The 16,711-nt window shown below is 58.1% G+C and carries 15 protein-coding genes and 1 pseudogene; 11 read left to right on the forward strand and 5 right to left on the reverse strand.

Features of this window, described 5'->3' with window-relative positions; genetic code table 11:
* On the reverse strand, window positions 1-969 hold the full coding sequence (locus tag RGR602_RS31165; RefSeq protein ID WP_040115819.1) for an ABC transporter substrate-binding protein: 969 nt from the start codon (window positions 967-969) through the stop codon (window positions 1-3).
* A 580-nt stretch (window positions 970-1,549) separates the two neighbouring features.
* Between RGR602_RS31165 and RGR602_RS31170 the strand changes: the two genes are divergently transcribed.
* A complete protein-coding gene (locus RGR602_RS31170) occupies window positions 1,550-2,677 on the forward strand; it encodes an MFS transporter (protein ID WP_407692075.1) in 1,128 nt (375 codons plus the stop codon).
* 286 nt (window positions 2,678-2,963) lie between these two features.
* Here RGR602_RS31170 and RGR602_RS31180 read toward each other — a convergent pair whose 3' ends face one another.
* The gene (locus RGR602_RS31180; RefSeq protein WP_040115822.1) at window positions 2,964-3,314 is read right to left on the reverse strand and encodes a VOC family protein; all 351 of its coding nucleotides are present in this window, start codon (window positions 3,312-3,314) and stop codon (window positions 2,964-2,966) included.
* Window positions 3,315-3,955: 641 nt separating this feature from the next.
* Between RGR602_RS31180 and RGR602_RS31185 the strand changes: the two genes are divergently transcribed.
* The 4 genes from RGR602_RS31185 to RGR602_RS31200 all read left to right on the forward strand — a co-directional run bounded on the left by RGR602_RS31185 (window position 3,956) and on the right by RGR602_RS31200 (window position 8,803).
* A complete protein-coding gene (locus RGR602_RS31185; protein ID WP_052451934.1) occupies window positions 3,956-4,780 on the forward strand; it encodes an N-formylglutamate amidohydrolase in 825 nt (274 codons plus the stop codon).
* Entirely contained in the window at window positions 4,777-6,663 is a 1,887-nt protein-coding gene (locus RGR602_RS31190) for a flavohemoglobin expression-modulating QEGLA motif protein (protein WP_040115823.1), read from the forward strand. The genes RGR602_RS31185 and RGR602_RS31190 overlap by 4 nt, the downstream gene beginning before the upstream one ends.
* A complete protein-coding gene (locus tag RGR602_RS31195) occupies window positions 6,664-7,707 on the forward strand; it encodes a glutathione synthetase (RefSeq protein WP_040115824.1) in 1,044 nt (347 codons plus the stop codon).
* Between the two features lie 178 nt (window positions 7,708-7,885).
* Window positions 7,886-8,803 (forward strand): LysR family transcriptional regulator, encoded by a 918-nt coding sequence (locus RGR602_RS31200; RefSeq protein WP_040115825.1) that lies wholly within the window; start codon window positions 7,886-7,888, stop codon window positions 8,801-8,803.
* A gap of 128 nt (window positions 8,804-8,931) precedes the next feature.
* Here the strand turns inward: RGR602_RS31200 and RGR602_RS37820 are convergent, their stop codons facing one another.
* Both RGR602_RS37820 and RGR602_RS31205 read right to left on the reverse strand, forming a co-directional pair.
* Complete coding sequence (locus RGR602_RS37820; protein ID WP_170251562.1) at window positions 8,932-9,117, reverse strand: hypothetical protein; 186 nt, start codon at window positions 9,115-9,117, stop codon at window positions 8,932-8,934.
* A 134-nt stretch (window positions 9,118-9,251) separates the two neighbouring features.
* On the reverse strand, window positions 9,252-9,473 hold the full coding sequence (locus RGR602_RS31205) for a DUF2798 domain-containing protein (protein ID WP_040115826.1): 222 nt from the start codon (window positions 9,471-9,473) through the stop codon (window positions 9,252-9,254).
* A 530-nt stretch (window positions 9,474-10,003) separates the two neighbouring features.
* Here RGR602_RS31205 and RGR602_RS37825 point away from each other — a divergent pair.
* From RGR602_RS37825 to RGR602_RS31225, 4 genes and pseudogenes are all read left to right on the forward strand, one after another.
* Window positions 10,004-10,309, forward strand: a complete 306-nt coding sequence (locus RGR602_RS37825) for a hypothetical protein (protein WP_133938591.1) — start codon at window positions 10,004-10,006, stop codon at window positions 10,307-10,309.
* Between the two features lie 141 nt (window positions 10,310-10,450).
* Complete coding sequence (locus RGR602_RS31220) at window positions 10,451-11,245, forward strand: SDR family NAD(P)-dependent oxidoreductase (RefSeq protein ID WP_040115829.1); 795 nt, start codon at window positions 10,451-10,453, stop codon at window positions 11,243-11,245.
* Between the two features lie 22 nt (window positions 11,246-11,267).
* A pseudogene (locus RGR602_RS36645) lies at window positions 11,268-11,660 on the forward strand (organic hydroperoxide resistance protein).
* Between the two features lie 95 nt (window positions 11,661-11,755).
* Window positions 11,756-12,214, forward strand: coding sequence for a DUF6130 family protein (locus RGR602_RS31225; protein WP_052451935.1), 459 nt, complete (start codon window positions 11,756-11,758; stop codon window positions 12,212-12,214).
* Between the two features lie 179 nt (window positions 12,215-12,393).
* On the opposite strand, the gene RGR602_RS31230 is transcribed toward RGR602_RS31225, so the two are convergent.
* The gene (locus tag RGR602_RS31230) at window positions 12,394-13,284 is read right to left on the reverse strand and encodes a LysR family transcriptional regulator (protein WP_040115830.1); all 891 of its coding nucleotides are present in this window, start codon (window positions 13,282-13,284) and stop codon (window positions 12,394-12,396) included.
* A 95-nt stretch (window positions 13,285-13,379) separates the two neighbouring features.
* On the opposite strand from RGR602_RS31230, the gene RGR602_RS31235 reads away from it, so the two are divergent.
* Complete coding sequence (locus tag RGR602_RS31235) at window positions 13,380-14,375, forward strand: aldo/keto reductase (protein WP_040115831.1); 996 nt, start codon at window positions 13,380-13,382, stop codon at window positions 14,373-14,375.
* Between the two features lie 415 nt (window positions 14,376-14,790).
* Window positions 14,791-16,452, forward strand: a complete 1,662-nt coding sequence (locus tag RGR602_RS31240) for an alpha-amylase family protein (RefSeq protein WP_040115832.1) — start codon at window positions 14,791-14,793, stop codon at window positions 16,450-16,452.
* The last annotated feature ends 259 nt before the right edge of the window (window positions 16,453-16,711 follow it).

Below are 16,711 nucleotides of genomic sequence, written 5' to 3' on the forward strand. Positions count from 1 at the left end.
TTAGTTCTGGGCCTCACCCGGAATGATCTTCGCAGCTTCCGCCCTCACGTCGACGGCAGAAAACGCATCGGGATAGAGATAGTGGGCGGCCTCACGCAGGACGATCTCGCGGGCAATCGGACCGTTCGTCTCGACCCACTGGTCGCCGACGTAGAAGACCCGCTTGTTCTTCACGGCGGTGAGCTCCTGCCAGATCGGGTTGTTCTCATGCGGCCGGTCCGAACCAGAGTCATAGATGAAGAGAACTTCGGGATCCTTCTCGAGCATTGTCTCCAGGCTCAAATCGATGCCGAACTCCCCGCCCGGCGTCATGTTTCCGGCGATGTTGTCGCCGCCGATCGCAGTTACGATGGAGGCAGCCGTATTTTCGGTGTGGAACGCAAAGGGTGTTTCGCCACCCCACATGATCGCGAACCGGGGGCGCACGTCCTTGGGTGCCTTTGCCGCAAAATCGGCAAGATGCTCGCGGAACTCCTTGTTGAGCTGGATGCCGCGCTCAGGGTTGCCGAGGATTTTTGAAAGCTCTGCGATCTCGCGGTCGCTCCCGTCCAGGAGCTCCATGTTAAAGGCGACGAAGGGAGCAATCTTTTCGAGTTGCGGTGCATTGCCGAGCGTGTAACGGCGGATCGCGACGATCAGGTCGGGCTTAGCCTCCGACAAAAGCTCGAGATTAGGCTTGGCGCGCTGGCCGATCTGCTTCATACCCGCAGTCATGCCAAGAAGAAAGTCAGGTTCGCGGCCGGCTGTCATGTAGGTGCTGGCGACGGGCTTGATACCCAATGCGAGCGCTACGTCATCCGCAAAATACGAGATCGAAGCGATTCGCTTCGGTTGAAATGGAACCTCGACTTTGACCCCGCGGTCATCGGTAACTGAAAGCGTCTTGCCGTCCTGGGCATAGACAGTGCTGCTAGTCATCATAGCCAGCAGACCAAGAAGTGTGATGATCTTACGTGCGTTGTTCGTCATCGCGATACCCCCACCAGAATGTGCGACATCGCTTTAACCGCTAAAGAGGAGTACGGCAATCCACTTTGATGCGATGAGCGGCGTGGCAAATTGTTTTCCAGGAGCGGGAGCTCGGCGAGATCAGCACATAATTCTGGTTCCTCTATGCGTCGGACCCTGTTGCGGGCATTAGCGCGCGGCCCAAGCGATCATCGCCATACCTGGCCTGGGCGTGGTCTGCAGAGGATACGCGTTGACGACGTGCAAATTCCTCTCTAGCTGTATCCTCATGAAGATCGCAATGGTTCTCGTCGTGGTGATAGGGCGCATGGGCAGGATGGTATAATCATCCGGCGAAAGCACCCATGCGCGGTAAGCAGGCTCCTGACGGGGCCTTTTTTTATGCCCCCGAGATTGGGCCGCGCCTCGTCAGACTTCCGCAATCCCTACTGACGAGACGGACAAAACCATGACGAGCGAAAATCCCCTTCAGACGTCGTGCACCCGATTGACCGGCAAAACGGACAAAACCCTGACGACTGCCCCGCCCCGGCTAGCGACCCTCATCTTGCTTTCGGCGCTTGCGGTGCTGCCGGTGAACATGATCTTGCCGTCGCTTCCGAACATTGCAGCCACGTTCCAAGCTGATTTCGCGCTCGTCAATCTTTCGGTTGCGGGCTATGCAACGGCAACGGCGCTGACAGCGGTCATCGCAGGGGCGATGACGGATCGATATGGGCGCAGGCCGGTCGTATTGATGGCTGTCTCCATCTTCATTGTCGCGTCCGTTGGCTGTGCACTGGCGACCAATATCGGCGTTTTCCTTCTGTTTCGAACAATGCAGGCGTCCATTGCTGCGTGTTTTTCCGTGGCCCTCGTCCTGATCAAGGAGACATCGGGCGAGCGCGAAGCCGCAAGCAAAATCGGCTACGCCGCCGTGGGATGGGCAGTTGCGCCGATGCTCGGTCCGATATTTGGCGGGACGTTGGACGAGTTGTTTGGATGGCGGGCGAGCTTTATTGTCTTTGCGGTCCTTGGTGCAGCTATGCTCGCTTTGGCCCTTTGTGATTTAAGGGAAACGGCCGCGCACTCACAGAGACCGCATGGGAACTATCTTGCCGCCTATGGACAGCTCCTGAGTTCGGCGCGGTTCTGGGCCTACACCCTGTGTATGGCCTGGTCCATGGGAACACTTTACATCTTCCTGGGCGGAGCACCACTGGCCGTCGGTCACACGCTCGACGGCTCAAGTGCGAAACTCGGCTTGTACATGGGGTTGGTCCCGGCGGGCTTCATCCTGGGTAGCTATTTGGCTGGCCGCTTCGCCTCAAAGCACGCGCTAGGCGCCACCCTCATTGTCGGGCGGCTCATAACGTGTATGGGGCTGTTGGTTGGCCTGATCCTATCGATTTTGGCGACAGCAGCCCACGTTCTTGCGTTCTTTGGGCCTTGCATGTTCATCGGCATCGGCAATGGACTGACCATGCCCGCCGCCAACACAGGCGTGCTGTCGGTGCGCGCCGATCTCGCCGGTACCGCGGCGGGGCTGGCCGCTGCAATGACAACCGCTGGCGGTGCGCTCACAGCCTCAATCGCCGGCCTGTTCCTTGTGAAGGCAGGTGCAACGCATGTACTGCTCGGTATGATGCTGATATCGGCATCACTCGCATTGCTGGCAGCAATTTTGGCCGCATTTGTCGATTGGCGTGCCTCCAAGATGGTTTCCTAGGAGTAGCCGATTTCCATTGCTCAGTGCATCTAAGCCTTGGGGTTTCTTCTCGCGAAAACATGCTCGTCTTCCGGCTCGCGCGCACTCTCTCGCGCGTCATGGTCGGCCAACGAGACGCGCGTTCACCCCACATCTGGCGATCTGGCCCTGCAACTGCTGCCCGCACTCATCGCCTTTTGCTCGCATGATCACCGCCGAAAACAGCCAAGCCGGCCCGTTCAACTTCGGGCTCACTATCCAGCGCAAGCTCTTTAGGGCTTGGTGGAAAATCGACGTCATGCGGAACTCATTCCTTTTGAATGACGCAGAACGTGTTGCCGTCTGGATCAGCCAAGACGATGTAGTCCGCTTCCTCTGGATAGCGCCAGTTGACGCGTTGCGCGCCGATTAACAACAACCGCTCGACTTCGGCTTTTTGATTGGATGCGTAAAGATCGAGATGATGGCGCTGATGCGTTTCAGGATCAGATGAGACGATTGTGATCGCCATCTGTTGCCCCTCGCCCTTTTTCGGAACGAGGATCGCCCAATCCGCCGACGGCTCCCTCGCGGGCTTATAATTCAAAGCAGCGCACCAGAATTCAATGGCACGCGGGACATCCCTTACACCCCAGACAATCGAACCTATCTTGAGCATTCTTCCTCCTTTTTCCGACACCTACGCGCGCTAAATGACCGCTAAGATCTGTGACGGCCGAATGCGGTGCCCGCGTGCCGGAGCAACCACCGACGATCAGATAGCGAGCATGTTCCACCTGCCGGCGCGCATAGCCAATGCGCTCTCGTTCAACATGCGCTGTCCATCCAGCTCCTGAACCGGCCCAAAATGCATCTTTCACATCAAAACCTGACCGGCTTGGCTGTTCCATAAATTTCGCAGCCAAGGCCGCGAACCTCACGTTTTCAAGATGATCAATCCGTCGGTTCAGGCAGGCTTTGTTTCCTCGAACATCAATGCCCGCCCGTCGAAGTGTTCGTGCCCCTCCTGCAAATGCCTCGATGCCGCCCATCTTGATCAAGGTGGACGCCGATCTACCTTCTTTTCTAACAGGCGAGAGCCCTGCAATCGGTAGATAATATGTGTCCGGAAACCTTCTGCAGCCATCGACCGGTCGTCCCTCCATTGAAGGATCGTCCCGCCTTCGTTGGTCCTGATTGTGATCCACTCTCTTTAAGATCGCGAAAAAGCAGAGGCAACCAAGGAGCACCGGCGTGTCCAGCTGGCGGAAAAGCAATCCCGACAACTTTAGGCAGGGCTTGGTTCAGAAAGGTCGATCACTGACAAACCAGATCGAGGTTTTAAACAGCGCGTGTTCCGCCACCGGTTCTTTATGGAGCGTCAGGAGAGGCCAATCTCCGGTCATCGCGACGGCAATCCATGACGGTCGGCTTATGCGGCAGGACTTGCTGCCGCTTTGTGCTTTGAGCGAGTCCGAGCGTCTTCGTGAGGAAGACCCCTTCACAGCCGTCCTGATCAGTGGCGTGCCGAACCAGATCGTTTTTCATCGTTCTCGGTTTGAGATCGATCTCAACCGGGGTCGCGAACAGGCCGTCTACTTCCGTCCCGAGCAGGCTTGGGGGCTAACCGTCTGGAAAAATGGCCTTCCCGCCTCCCAACACTTGGCCTCGCTGATGGTTTACGATGACTACTATGAAATGCTTGGCTCCCTTCTAAAGGCTATTGAGCGAAACCACGGGGAGTTCGTCCTTCTCGACGTCCACAGCTATAACCATCGCCGCGCCGGTCCCGACATCCGGACCGATCCCGAGCAAGCCCCAGATATCAACATCGGTACCTTCTCGATGGACCGCGATCGCTGGGCGCATGTCGTTGATCCGTTGATGGAGCACTTCCGAGCCTTCAAGATCGGAGACAAGCCGCTGGCTGTGGGCGAGAATATCGCCTTCCAGGGCAAGGGAGAGCAAACACGGTTTATCCATGAGCAGTTCCCCAAGACGGGATGTGCCATCGCCATCGAGTTCAAGAAGATATTCATGGACGAATGGACCGGGCAGCCGGACAACGCCGTACTCGGCAAGCTTCGCGACGCGGTAACGGCGGCGGTTCCGCTTCTGGAACGCATTGTGGGGCAGCCTCGATGATGCAACAGACGTCGGCAGTTCAGGAAAGTTGGCTGGAGGAGGTCACACAGTGTCTGCGTGATGATAAGCCGATCCGCAAGGAGCTGCCGGAAGGCGGGCGACTTCATATTGATCGACTGCTGCCCTTCCTCTTCATTTACGTTGAGACCCGCAAGACCGAAGAGGTTGCCCGCTCGGTAACACAGTCAAACGCTTCGTATCTTCTCGCATCGACCCCAAAGCAGGTCATGCCCGTCATCCAGGCTCTTAGCGCCATCGCGGTCGAACGATTTGGATCATTCCTGGTCATCAGAAGCGGAGAGCTTGGTCGCGACAAGTTCCTTACCGATGACGCGCCCTATCTGCCCCCCTTCGAGGTTTCGGTCTGGTCAACCGAAAATGCCGTTGTAGCTAAAGAGGCATTCTCGCAGGCCGTCATGGCGAGCGAAGCTCGGTTTCGCACGCCAAGGGTCGAGGAACGAGGCGCTCCACCATCGGTGATCGATGAGGAAATTTCTATTTTACCCGGTTGCGCCGTCCTATCGGCCGAGTTTGCTCCGATCTACCGCGCGCCCGAGTCCGCACAGATATACCCGGAGCTTCGAGATCAGCTGATTGCAACCCTGTTCGATGCCGGGCTACGGGCATGTGCCGCATTCATAGGCTCTCGTGGCATCTTGAAACTAACATCGCATCGATCCTTGGGCCGACGCGCCTTTGTTGATGCCGTGAGCCGTGTTGACCGGGGCATCGATGAAATTGCTTCGGCCTTTGACGTGCTCCTTGCGGTTACCCCCATCAACGCTCAGCAGGCGTTTCAACAGTTCAAGTCGAACAGTTTCAAAGGCGATCCCGCCTTCCTCTACCGGCCTTTGACCATCCAGGTCGAAAGCGCAAAGCAGCACCTCTTTTCGGTTTCCTTTGATCATATGGAAGACCCGGTTCTCTACGATCTTTATCGGGAAAAGCAGCGCGAAGTGGATTTGCAGCTTTCCTTGATCGCGTCGCGCCAGGCAGCCAGCTTCATTGAGTTCGGAAGAGCGTTGTACGGGCCTGTCGAACCGTCTCTTCTTGCCGAAGCCGAAAGCATTCTCGGCATGCTTTCGAACGACGACCCGGCTGATTTTGACGACCGGGTTTCCGAGGCGCCGAATGCGGACGCCAACTATGTTTCGCAACGGGCGCAGGCAATGATCGCTATGTATCGGCGGGCCTGGCCGGACTTCAAAGTCGAAATCGAGCTTCGCGATGATCTTCCATCAGGGTTGATGGTGACCAATCATCGCCTTCTGATATCAAAGACGACCAATATGGATCGACGGCGCGTGGAGCCACTTCTTTCCCATGAGATCGGCGTCCACCTGCTCACCTACTTCAACGGATCCTCGCAAGGCCTGCGGCTCTTTCGCTCTGGCCTTTCTGGCTATGAAGGGATGCAGGAAGGTCTTGCGGTGTTCGCCGAATACCTCTCAGGCGGTATGACCGTGGAACGGCTGAAGTTAATTGCTGCCCGCGTCGTCGCATGCGCCGACATGCTTGCGGACGTGCCCTTTGAACATGCGTTCTATCGTCTGGTTCAGGATTATAAATTCACCCACTTCGGGGCGTTCAATCTTGCGCTGCGGGTCTACCGAGGCGGCGGTCTCGCCAAAGACGCGATCTACCTGAGAGGACTGCTTCAGCTCCTGGATCACCTCAAGCGCGGCGGTGCGCTTGAACCCTTCTGGATGGGAAAGATCGCCTCTTCTCATTTTGGCGTCATGGAAGAGCTTGCAGCACGCGGGTTGCTGAAGCAACCGTCTGTCTATCCGCTGTTTCTCGCCACCGGTGAAGGGCGCGAAAGGCTCGACAGGGCCAGACAGGGAATGCGGCCCATCGACATGGTCCAACCAAAGGAAAGCTAGATGCGCATTGCGTTCTTCGTGAACTCCATCGAGGGCGAGGCTTCGTATTTTACGACGACGTCTCTGGCGATTGCGGCGATGGCCCGTGGCCATGATATCTGCTACGTCACGCCCGATGGTTTTGTGCTTCGACCGGATGACAGTCTCTCTGTGCGGGCCATCATTCCAGGTGTTGGAAAACCCAAGAACGCCGACGCATTCATCGCGACCCTTAATGAGAAAACCTCGACCAAAACGATTGACGTGGTGGATGTCGATGTTCTCTTCCTGCGCAACGACCCATCCCTGGACGCCGATGAACGGCCTTGGGCAGCGCATGTCGGGGCAATGTTCGGACGGCTTGCGGTTGAGCGCGGCGTGATCGCCGTCAATGATCCCGACGCCTTGGCGAAGGCCCAGAACAAGCTTTATTTTCAAGACTTCCCCGAAGTCATACGGCCGACTACTCTTATTTCCAAGAGCCTGGACGAGATCAGGGCCTTCATCGACAGCCAGAAGCGTGGCGTCGTCCTCAAGCCGCTTCAAGGATCGGGCGGCCGGCACGTGTTCAAGATCAAATCAAGCAAGGAATCCAATCTTAATCAGATATTCGAAGCAGTCAGCGGCGAGGGATATCTGATCGCCCAGGGCTATCTTCCCGATGCCGTCGAAGGCGATATTCGATTGTTTCTGATGAACGGCAGGCCGCTGGAAAAGGATGGTTCTTATGCGGCATTTCGCAGGGTCCCGGCAAAGGGCGAGGTGCGCTCCAACATCAGCGCGGCTGGAACCGCAGCCGCAGTGAAGGTCACGCCAGAAATCCTTGAGGTCGCCGAAATCGTAAGACCGAAGCTCGTCGCCGATGGCATGTTCTTGGTCGGTCTCGATATCATTGGTTCCAAGATATTGGAGATCAACGTATTCACGCCGGGTGGGCTCCAAAACATTGAGCGGCTCTACGGCGTGGATTTCTCCTCCGTGGTGATCGAAGCGCTGGAAAAGAAGGTGAGCACGCGCGCGAATTACGGCAGCCGGTTGTCGAACGCAGTCCTGGCGACATTGTGATCGGCCAGTCGTGCGAGTGTCAAATGTCACGCCAGGATCGGTTGCCCCAGAGCGTATAAATGACCCGCATGAGCCTGTCCCGTAAGTGTTCGCGGCAACGATTGTCGCCGAGGCCGCCATCTAGGCACCGGACGTGATTTCGGCTACCTTTGAAAGGTCATTCCAGTCGTTGGGCCCTATGGATCGATTTGATGCGATGCGGGTACTGCTTGCGGTCATCGACGCCGGCAGCTTGTCGGCTGGCAGCCGCAGGCTGAATGCTCCCCTGCCCAGCGTCAGCCGCAAGGTCGCCGATCTTGAACGGCACCTCGGCGCAAGTCTCATCATCCGAACAAGTCGCAATCTGCAGCTTACCGACGCCGGGCGCGACTATGTCGAAGCCGCACGCAAGATCATGGCAGACCTCGAAGAGGTTGAACGCCGAGCCTCCGGCGAATATCAAACGCCGCGTGGAATCCTCACGATCACAATGCCAGTGGAGTTCGGAAGTCGGTACGTGTTGCCTATCGCGCTGGACTTCATGAAAGAGCACCCGGAGGTGACGTTGAACCTTCTGTCGCTCGACCGTTCAGTTCACCTTGTGAATGAGCAGGTGGACGTTGCCATTCGGCTAGGCGAACTCGCCGACAGTTCGCTGTATGCGGTTAAGGCCGGCGAATTTCGCCTGCTGACATGTGCCAGCCCAGCCTATCTGGAGCGGCATGGCGTTCCTCAACATCCCACCGATTTGCCGAACCACGAGGGCATCATGTTCAGCAACCGGTCATTCTTCTGGGGATTCGAAGTTGAGGGCAAACCAATCGAAGCGGTGCCGCGAAGCCGCATCGAGGTCAACACCGCAGCCAACTGTGTTGCCGCGGCGTTAGGCGGCGTCGGAATCGCCCGCCTCTTCGACTACCAGATTCCCGACGAATTATCCGCTGGCGCGCTTGTGCCGATCCTGAAAGGCTACGATAGCGGGCCGAGGCCGATCCATATCGTCTATTCGCGCCAAGGGCTTCTTGCCTTGAAGGTGCGCACATTCATCGACTGGGCATTGCCACGGTTCCGCGCGACGTGCGGCAACTATGGTGGCATTGCGCACTCACCGCAATGACGCGCGGACCTTGTCGATTGTCCGCTCCGGGTCTTGAGTAGTGTCCGACGCCGCGAGGGAGCGAGAATTCCGCATTGACCCCTTTCGGCAAGCTCGATTCCCATTTCTTTCTTGATATAAAGTCATTCTCACCCCAGACCACCATCACCGCTGTTTTTGAGCAGGCCGAGATTTGCCTCGAAGTAATCCTGGTCCTTGTAAAATGCACGTAGTGATTGGAGAAAGCATCTGCCGTAGTCATGTGGCCATTGCTCCATCGCTGGAAATGTCTTGTTTTCAACTCCCGGGAAACCGAATTGAGCTTGCTTGGCCAATCCTCTCCTAAAGGCTCTTCCAGGCATCCGCGCGGGTTTTGTTCAGCTGGGCACGGGGCTGGTGGGCCGACCTATTCACCTTCAGCTTCTGCAGGCTCTCATACATACAGCCAGGCCCATCGGTGATCCTTTCATCATCGGACCAGGCGATCGACGTGCGCCTGAAGTCGCGGTCCGATCAGCAGGATGGCGGGAATGACGATTAGGTACCCGATGCTCCACGAGCGCAGCCATGTCAGGACGAATCCTTTTGAAAAGCCGAGGTTGAGCGCAAGAAGGACGAAGGAGATAATTCCGGTTGTGATGATACCCATCGACAGGGCAAAGGCGATCTTCCGTTTCAATTGCGTGTTCATGTTCTTCTTCCTTTGAAGGTTCAAAGCCTCGATATGACCGCCTTGCGCTGATCGAACCGGGCAGTCACGACCTGTTGATGATCGGCGCCGAGGATCGAGCATTGCCACCCGGGGCGGTAGAGCAAGAATGCGAGAGGCAACCTCTTGAATCCGGCAAGTCCCAAACGGTGGCAACGACTACATCTGTCGCGAACTCACCCCAAGGCCCTCTTCACCCGGCGTCCTGCGCGATCGGCTTGTTATATGCCGACCGCCTTGCTCGCCGCGGATATGACCTCGTGTTGCTCGCAAAAAACCCTGACCGGCCAATCGCGCCCTTGCGAGCATTTTGCAAGCTGAGACCGATGTGGCGGTCGAGGTTGTTGCTGTCGACCTTTCGACGGACCAAGGCCTCCAAGGCGTGGAGGCTAGGTTCGTGGAGGAGAAGGGCTTTGACCTTGTCGTCAATCTCGACTTGCCAGCTGGCAAACCGCTTCCGGAAGACCGGGTGCTCAATCTCGATCGCCTGATCGGAATGAACGTTAAGGCATATGCACGCCCCGCAGCAGTGGCCGCACATAGCACATCAAAACGTCTATGTTCAGCGCGTTCTGACCGGCGCGGTGCGTACCGATTTCTGGCGGTTTCCCGCCTGCGTGCCTGAAGCAATACCCGCAATGATGACGGCTGCCGATCTCGTCGATGCCGCGATGGTCGGTTTCGACCGTCGCGAGGCGATCACCATCCCCTCGCTGGTAAAGACCGGCCGCTGGGCGAGTTATGAGCACGCACGCAAGGCACTGCTTGACGACCTCATGAACAGTGAGCCGGCACCTCGGTATCAGCGCCAACGCTGATCAAGTCTGTCAAACGAGAGGCTGGCTCTCATTTTTGCTCGCTACCGGGCCAACTTTGGCGAGCTCATATTCGTACCCATCGCAGTCCACAAATCGCAACTGACGCTCGGCTGTGTCCACGACAACCCGAAAGGAAATGCCATGCAGGAAACGTTAGGAATCGCCGTCATTACCGGCGCATCGGGCGGCATTGGCGCCCTTTATGCGGATCGACTTGCCCGCCAGGGCTATGACTTGATGCTCGTCGCGCGAAACGGCGAGCGGCTGCAACGAGTAGCGGCTGCCATCCGCGAACGGACGGGCCGCACCGTTTTGACCGTCACTGCCGACCTCACGAAAACGGACGACGTCGCCCGGGTCGCAACGCTGATCACTGACGACCCGCGGATCACGATGCTGGTCAACAATGCCGGTGTCGGGGCGGCCGCCTCGCTCATCCAGTCCGACGTCGACGCCATGAGCGCGATGATTGCGCTCAATGTCGATGCGCTGATGCGCCTCACTTACGCAGCCGTCCCTGGGTTTGTCGAGCGGGACCGGGGGACGATCATCAACATTGCTTCGATCGTGGCGGTCGCGCCGGAAAGATTGAACGGCGTCTACGGCGGCACGAAGGCCTTTGTTCTCTCCTTCAGCCAGAGCCTGCGCCAGGAACTGGCCGACAGCAACGTCCACGTACAGGTCGTTCTCCCAGGTGCCACTGCGACTGACTTCTGGGATGTCGCGGGGCTTCCGGTTCAGCACTTGCCGCAAGAAATGGTCATGCCGGCTCAAGACCTGGTCGACGCTGCCCTACTGGGGCTTTCGCGCAAGGAGTTCGTCACCATCCCGAGCCTTCACGATGCCGGCCAATGGGATGCCTTCGACGGCGCCCGGCAGGCCATGGCGGGAAATCTGTCCACCAACAAGCCAGCAGCCCGCTATCAGGCCGGCTGACATCCGATCAGGACCAAATGAAATGTCGAAAGTCGTCTACACGGGTAAAACCCACACCACCGGCGGGCGCGACGGCGCCTCGCGCAGCTTAGACGGGCGTCTTGACATCAAGCTGTCGCCACCCGGATCGACGGGCGCTGGCGCCAATCCCGAGCAGCTCTTTGCGGCGGGCTGGTCCGCATGTTTCCTCGGCGCGGTCGCAAGCGCCACCTCCGCCTGCCTGCCGATGCCTCGATCAATACCGAAGTCGACCTTGTCTTGAGTGATATGGCTATCTGCTACGCGCGCGGCTGAGTGTGAGCCTGCCGGGAAGCGCGCCTGAACTGGCGACCATCCTTGTCGAACGGGCGCACCAGCTTTGCCCTTACTCGAAGGCCACCGCAGCAACATCGAAGTCGAGCTCAGCGTGGCTTGATCCGCATCTCGGTTATTTCCTTCAACCAGACATCGCGCCGGCGATCGGAAATCTCCGGTCTCGACCGGCGCGGTTATCATAGGATGATATTTGTCATGATCACGACCGTTAGAGCCCTCGGCCTTGCTGCAATCGCTCTTCTGACTGTAGCGACCGCGATTGCCCAAGCCCAAACGCCAGGCAGCGTCCAGACTCAGTTTTTACCTATCAAGGATGAGCCCGAGCCGAAACTACTTGTCGATCAGCCCCTTGCAGAACCACTCACCACGCGAGGGGTGGCCATTATTCCGTATCGGACGGAGAATTTTCGCATCCTGCCGATTTTCGGTCCCGGCGCAAGCGACGTATCGCCACGGGTGGGCCACCTGCACGTCAACGTCGACGATCTTCCGTGGCGCTGGGCGGATGCAGGCGGCACGGGTGCAATTGTTCTGACGGGCCTGCCGGCTGGCAAACATAAGGTACTGATCGAAATTGTCACGCCTGAACACCGTGTGATTGGCGGCCAGACTGCCTCGTTCACGGTTCCGGCCATCCATGGTCAGCATCATTAGAAAGGGCATCGCTTCCTTGGGATCGGTGAACGCGCAAAGCCTTGTGGAAATAGTGCCTGATCATTGCTGCCGGCCAGCGCGCCATGGGTCGGTCCCACACCTCCAACGTCATCCCGCCCGGCTGGGAGGCTCCTCCCCCACTTTGCAGGCAAAACGGTCCAGGGCAACTTGCATGACTGTCAGCCTGCATGCTTGAAGAACTCGATAAAGGCGCGCAGTGCTGGGCGCATCTGACGCCGGCTTGGGTAATAAAGATAGACACCGGGAAACGGCGCGCACCAATCGGCAAGAATCCAACGCAGCCGCCCTTCTTCAACGGCGGCGTTCGCCATGTTTTCTAGCAGGAACGCGATGCCGGCGCCGTCTAGCGCGGCCTCGATCACCAGCCGGTCGTCGCCTAGAATAAGCGGGCCATCGACATCAAGGACCAGCTCTTCGCCATCTTTTTCGAATTCCCATCTATAGACCTGTCCGCTGGCAAATCGGCGCCGAATGCAAGCGTGATCCATCAGTTGACGCGGATGGACCGGCACGGTCTTTTCCTCGAAATAAGCGGGTGAAGCAACGACGCTTGCCCGCATAGGAGCGCTCATTCTGACGGCGATCATATCCGGGTCCAGGCTCTCTCCGAGGCGCATGCCGCCATCAAGGCCCGCAGCGACGATGTCGTTGAACGGCTCCTCGACCCGGACTTCCAGAACGACGCCCGGGTAAGCCCTGCTGAAAGCCGCAAGGCGTGGCGCCAAAAGCCAATGCGCCGCAAAGGGTGGCACGCTGAGGCGAAGATTGCCGGCTACACGGTTTTTGATTTCCTTTACCGCATCAAGCGCCAGATCGATCTCGCCCAGCGCCGGCCTCAGCCGTTTTAGAAGCAGCGCGCCCTCTTCCGTTACCGCGATGCTTCGGGTCGTGCGAGAAAAGAGCCGAACTCCCAGAGCAGCCTCCAGGCTCGAGACGGCGTGGCTCACAGCAGACGGTGCTATCCCCAGCTCCTTGGCCGCCCCCCGAAATCCCCCGCAAGCGGCCACGGTAGCGAAGATTGCAAGTTGAGGTAGGCGACTTCTGTCCATTGTTCCATTCTATAGAACAGCGTGTGAATTTCCAGGCGAATTAACGAACAACCTTCCTTGTCCTATCTTCCATTCATCATAAAAGGAGATCAGTGATGAAAAAACGGATGCTCGGAAACGAACTCAACGTCTCGGCGGTGGGCCTCGGATGCATGGGGATGACCTTCGCCTATGGCGGTCAGGATGAGGCAGACGCCATTCGCACGCTGCACCGCGCTGTCGAGATCGGCGTAACCTTCTTCGATACTGCAGAGGTCTACGGTCCTTTCGATAATGAAATTCTGGTGGGCAAGGCTTTGAAACCGCACCGGGATCGCGTCGTGATCGCAACCAAGTTCGGCTTCAAGATCACCGATGAGGGCGAAGGGCCGTCGCGCATGGTCGGCGTCGACAGCCGCCCCGAACATGTAAAGGCAGTAGCAGAGGCCTCTCTCGGACGGCTCGGAATCGAGCAGATCGACCTCTTCTACCAGCACCGCGTCGACCCCAACGTGCCGATTGAGGAAACTGTCGGAGCCATGGCGGACCTCGTCAAGGAAGGCAAAGTGAAAGCACTCGGCCTTTCGGAGGCAAGCGCTGCCACGATAAGGCGCGCTCATAATGTGCACCCAATTGCGGCGGTGCAGAGCGAATACTCGCTGTGGAGCCGGGATCCGGAGCTGGAGGTGTTGGCGGTCTGCCGCGAGCTTGGCATCGGCTTTGTCCCTTACAGTCCGCTCGGTCGTGGTCTCTTGACCGGCGCAATCAATAAACCCGATGAACTTGGTGCCGATGACTGGCGCAAGAACCTGCCACGCTTTCAAGCTGACGCAATGGCCGCGAACGCTGCCCTCGTCGCCTCGTTGAAGGACATGGCGCAGGCAAAGGGCGTAACGGCGGCGCAACTCGCACTGGCCTGGGTGCTGCATCAGGGCGACTTCATCGTGCCGATCCCCGGCGCGCGCAAGCTCAAGCATTTGGAAGAAAATGCTGCGGCAGCCGACATCACCTTGTCGGACAATGAGCTCAAACAGATCGGCGAGGCGCTCGCTCCGACAAAGGTCACCGGCAGCCGTTACCGCGAGCAGGAGCTTGCCCTTGTGAACGGGTAGACTTTTACGCCTCAGCGTTCGGCAAGGCGTTCCTTCCACTACGAATCCTCGGGCTTGCCTGCGTTGGCCCGAGGGTCCCCGAATACACATGGTTCTCTTGCAGCACCTGCTCACGTCCAGGTTGGTCATCGGGCGTCGAGGGCGCGGTCGTCTTCGAGCCTCGGAAGGGTCGCAGATGTGGTCCGTCCCAAGGATGCGCTAAAACTCATCAACCAGAATGAAGCACTCGTCCCGCGGCGATAGATACTGACCCTATCCGGGAAAGCCTGCTGACGCTCGCCGAAAAGCGGAAAACGGTTGGGGCGATGGAACCCGAAGGCATCAACTGAGCAAGACATACCGACCTTAACCGGGGAACCTTTCTCCTGCTCGCACGCTTCGTTCCCCGGACCACCACTTCCCAAGGAGCATGTTTGTGATCAACGACCTCTGGTACAAAAACGCCGTCGTCTACTGCCTTTCTGTTGAGACTTTCATGGATGCCAATGGCGATGGCATCGGCGATTTCCAAGGCCTTCAGCGCCGACTGGATTATCTGGCCGGGCTTGGCGTCACCGCGATCTGGCTGATGCCGTTCCAGGCCTCTCCGGGTCACGACGATGGCTACGACGTTTCTGACTACTACAACGTCGATCCCCGTTACGGAACGCTCGGCGATTTCGTCGAATTCACTCACGGAGCCAAGCAACGCGGAATTCGCGTGCTCATCGATCTCGTCGTCAATCACACATCCGATGAACATCCATGGTTTAAAGCGGCCCGCTCGGACAAGAACTCGCGCTATCGCGACTGGTATGTCTGGTCGAAGAACAAACCCGCCAACGCCGATGAAGGAATTGTGTTTCCAGGTGTCCAGAAGGCGACATGGACGCATGATGAAAAATCCGGCGAGTACTACTTTCACCGTTTCTACAAGTTCCAGCCGGACCTCAATACCGCAAACCCGCATGTTCAGGCGGAAATCCTGAAAATCATGGGTTTCTGGATCCAACTTGGCGTTTCCGGCTTCCGCATGGACGCCGTGCCCTTCGTTATCGCCGAAAAGGGCGCCAACGTGAAAGTGCCGAAGGAACAGTTCGACATGCTGCGAACCTTCCGCGAATTCCTGCAGTGGCGTAAGGGCGACAGCATCATCTTGGCTGAGGCCAATGTCGTGCCGAAGGAGAACCTGCAATATTTCGGTGACGACGGTGACCGCATGCAGATGATGTTCAACTTCCACGTCAACCAGGCGCTTTTTTATGCGCTTGCCAGCGCAGACACCCGACCGCTCGCCAAGGCGATGCATGACACACAGGAACGCCCGCAGACCGGTCAATGGGGCATTTTCCTGCGCAACCACGACGAATTGGATCTGGGTCGTCTGACGGAGAAGCAGCGCCAGCAGGTGTTTACAGCCTTTGGCCCGGATAAAGAGATGCAGCTCTACGAGCGCGGTATCCGTCGACGCCTCGCCCCCATGCTCGGCGGTGATATGCGCCGCCTGAGGCTTGCTTACAGTGTGATGTACTCGCTGCCCGGAACACCAGTTCTGCGATATGGCGACGAAATCGGGATGGGCGACGACCTGTCGCTGCCGGAGCGCAACTGCGCCCGCACGCCGATGCAATGGTCGAACGAGCCGCAGGGTGGCTTCACCAAGAGCGACAGGCCGGTCCTGCCGGTCATCTCGAAGGGCCCCTACGGTTTCGACCATATAAATGTTGCCTTCCAGCGCCGTGATCCGGAATCCATGCTTAACTGGACCGAGCGGATGATCCGCATGCGCAAGGAGGCACCCGAGATCGGTTGGGGCGAGTTCAGCTTTCTTGATTGCAACAATCGCGGCGTGCTCGCCGTCCGCTACGAGTGGCGGAATAATGCCGTTGTCATCATCCACAACTTCCACGCCAAGCCGGTGGAGATTACCTTCGACGCCGGCCTCGATGACGCCGGCCACCTGTTGATTGACATAGCCGACGACAGTGACAGTCGCGCCGACGAGAAGGGTAAGCACCATATGGTGCTCGAACCTTACGCCTATCGTTGGTACCGCGCCGGCGGCCTGGATTACTTGTTGAAGCGGAGCGACACATAATAAATTTTGCCACTTGCTTCTGTTACGCCTCAAGATCGATAAGGCGCTCCCTCCCACGCCTTGACAGTCATCATCCTCCGGCTCGACCGCATTGGGGCCGAGGAAACAGCGCCACGGAACTGTGGGGTAAAGCCAGGAGGTGGAACTCCAGGATAGCGCAGGCCAGCCGCCTGTCGCCGGCAGTCCTTCGACCTTGTGATCGGCCAATCGAACTCGTTCAGTGCTAGCTAATGCCTGCACTGGCGGCTCAGCGAGGTAA

Origin of the sequence: Rhizobium gallicum bv. gallicum R602sp (assembly GCF_000816845.1) — a bacterium.
GTDB lineage: Bacteria > Pseudomonadota > Alphaproteobacteria > Rhizobiales > Rhizobiaceae > Rhizobium > Rhizobium gallicum.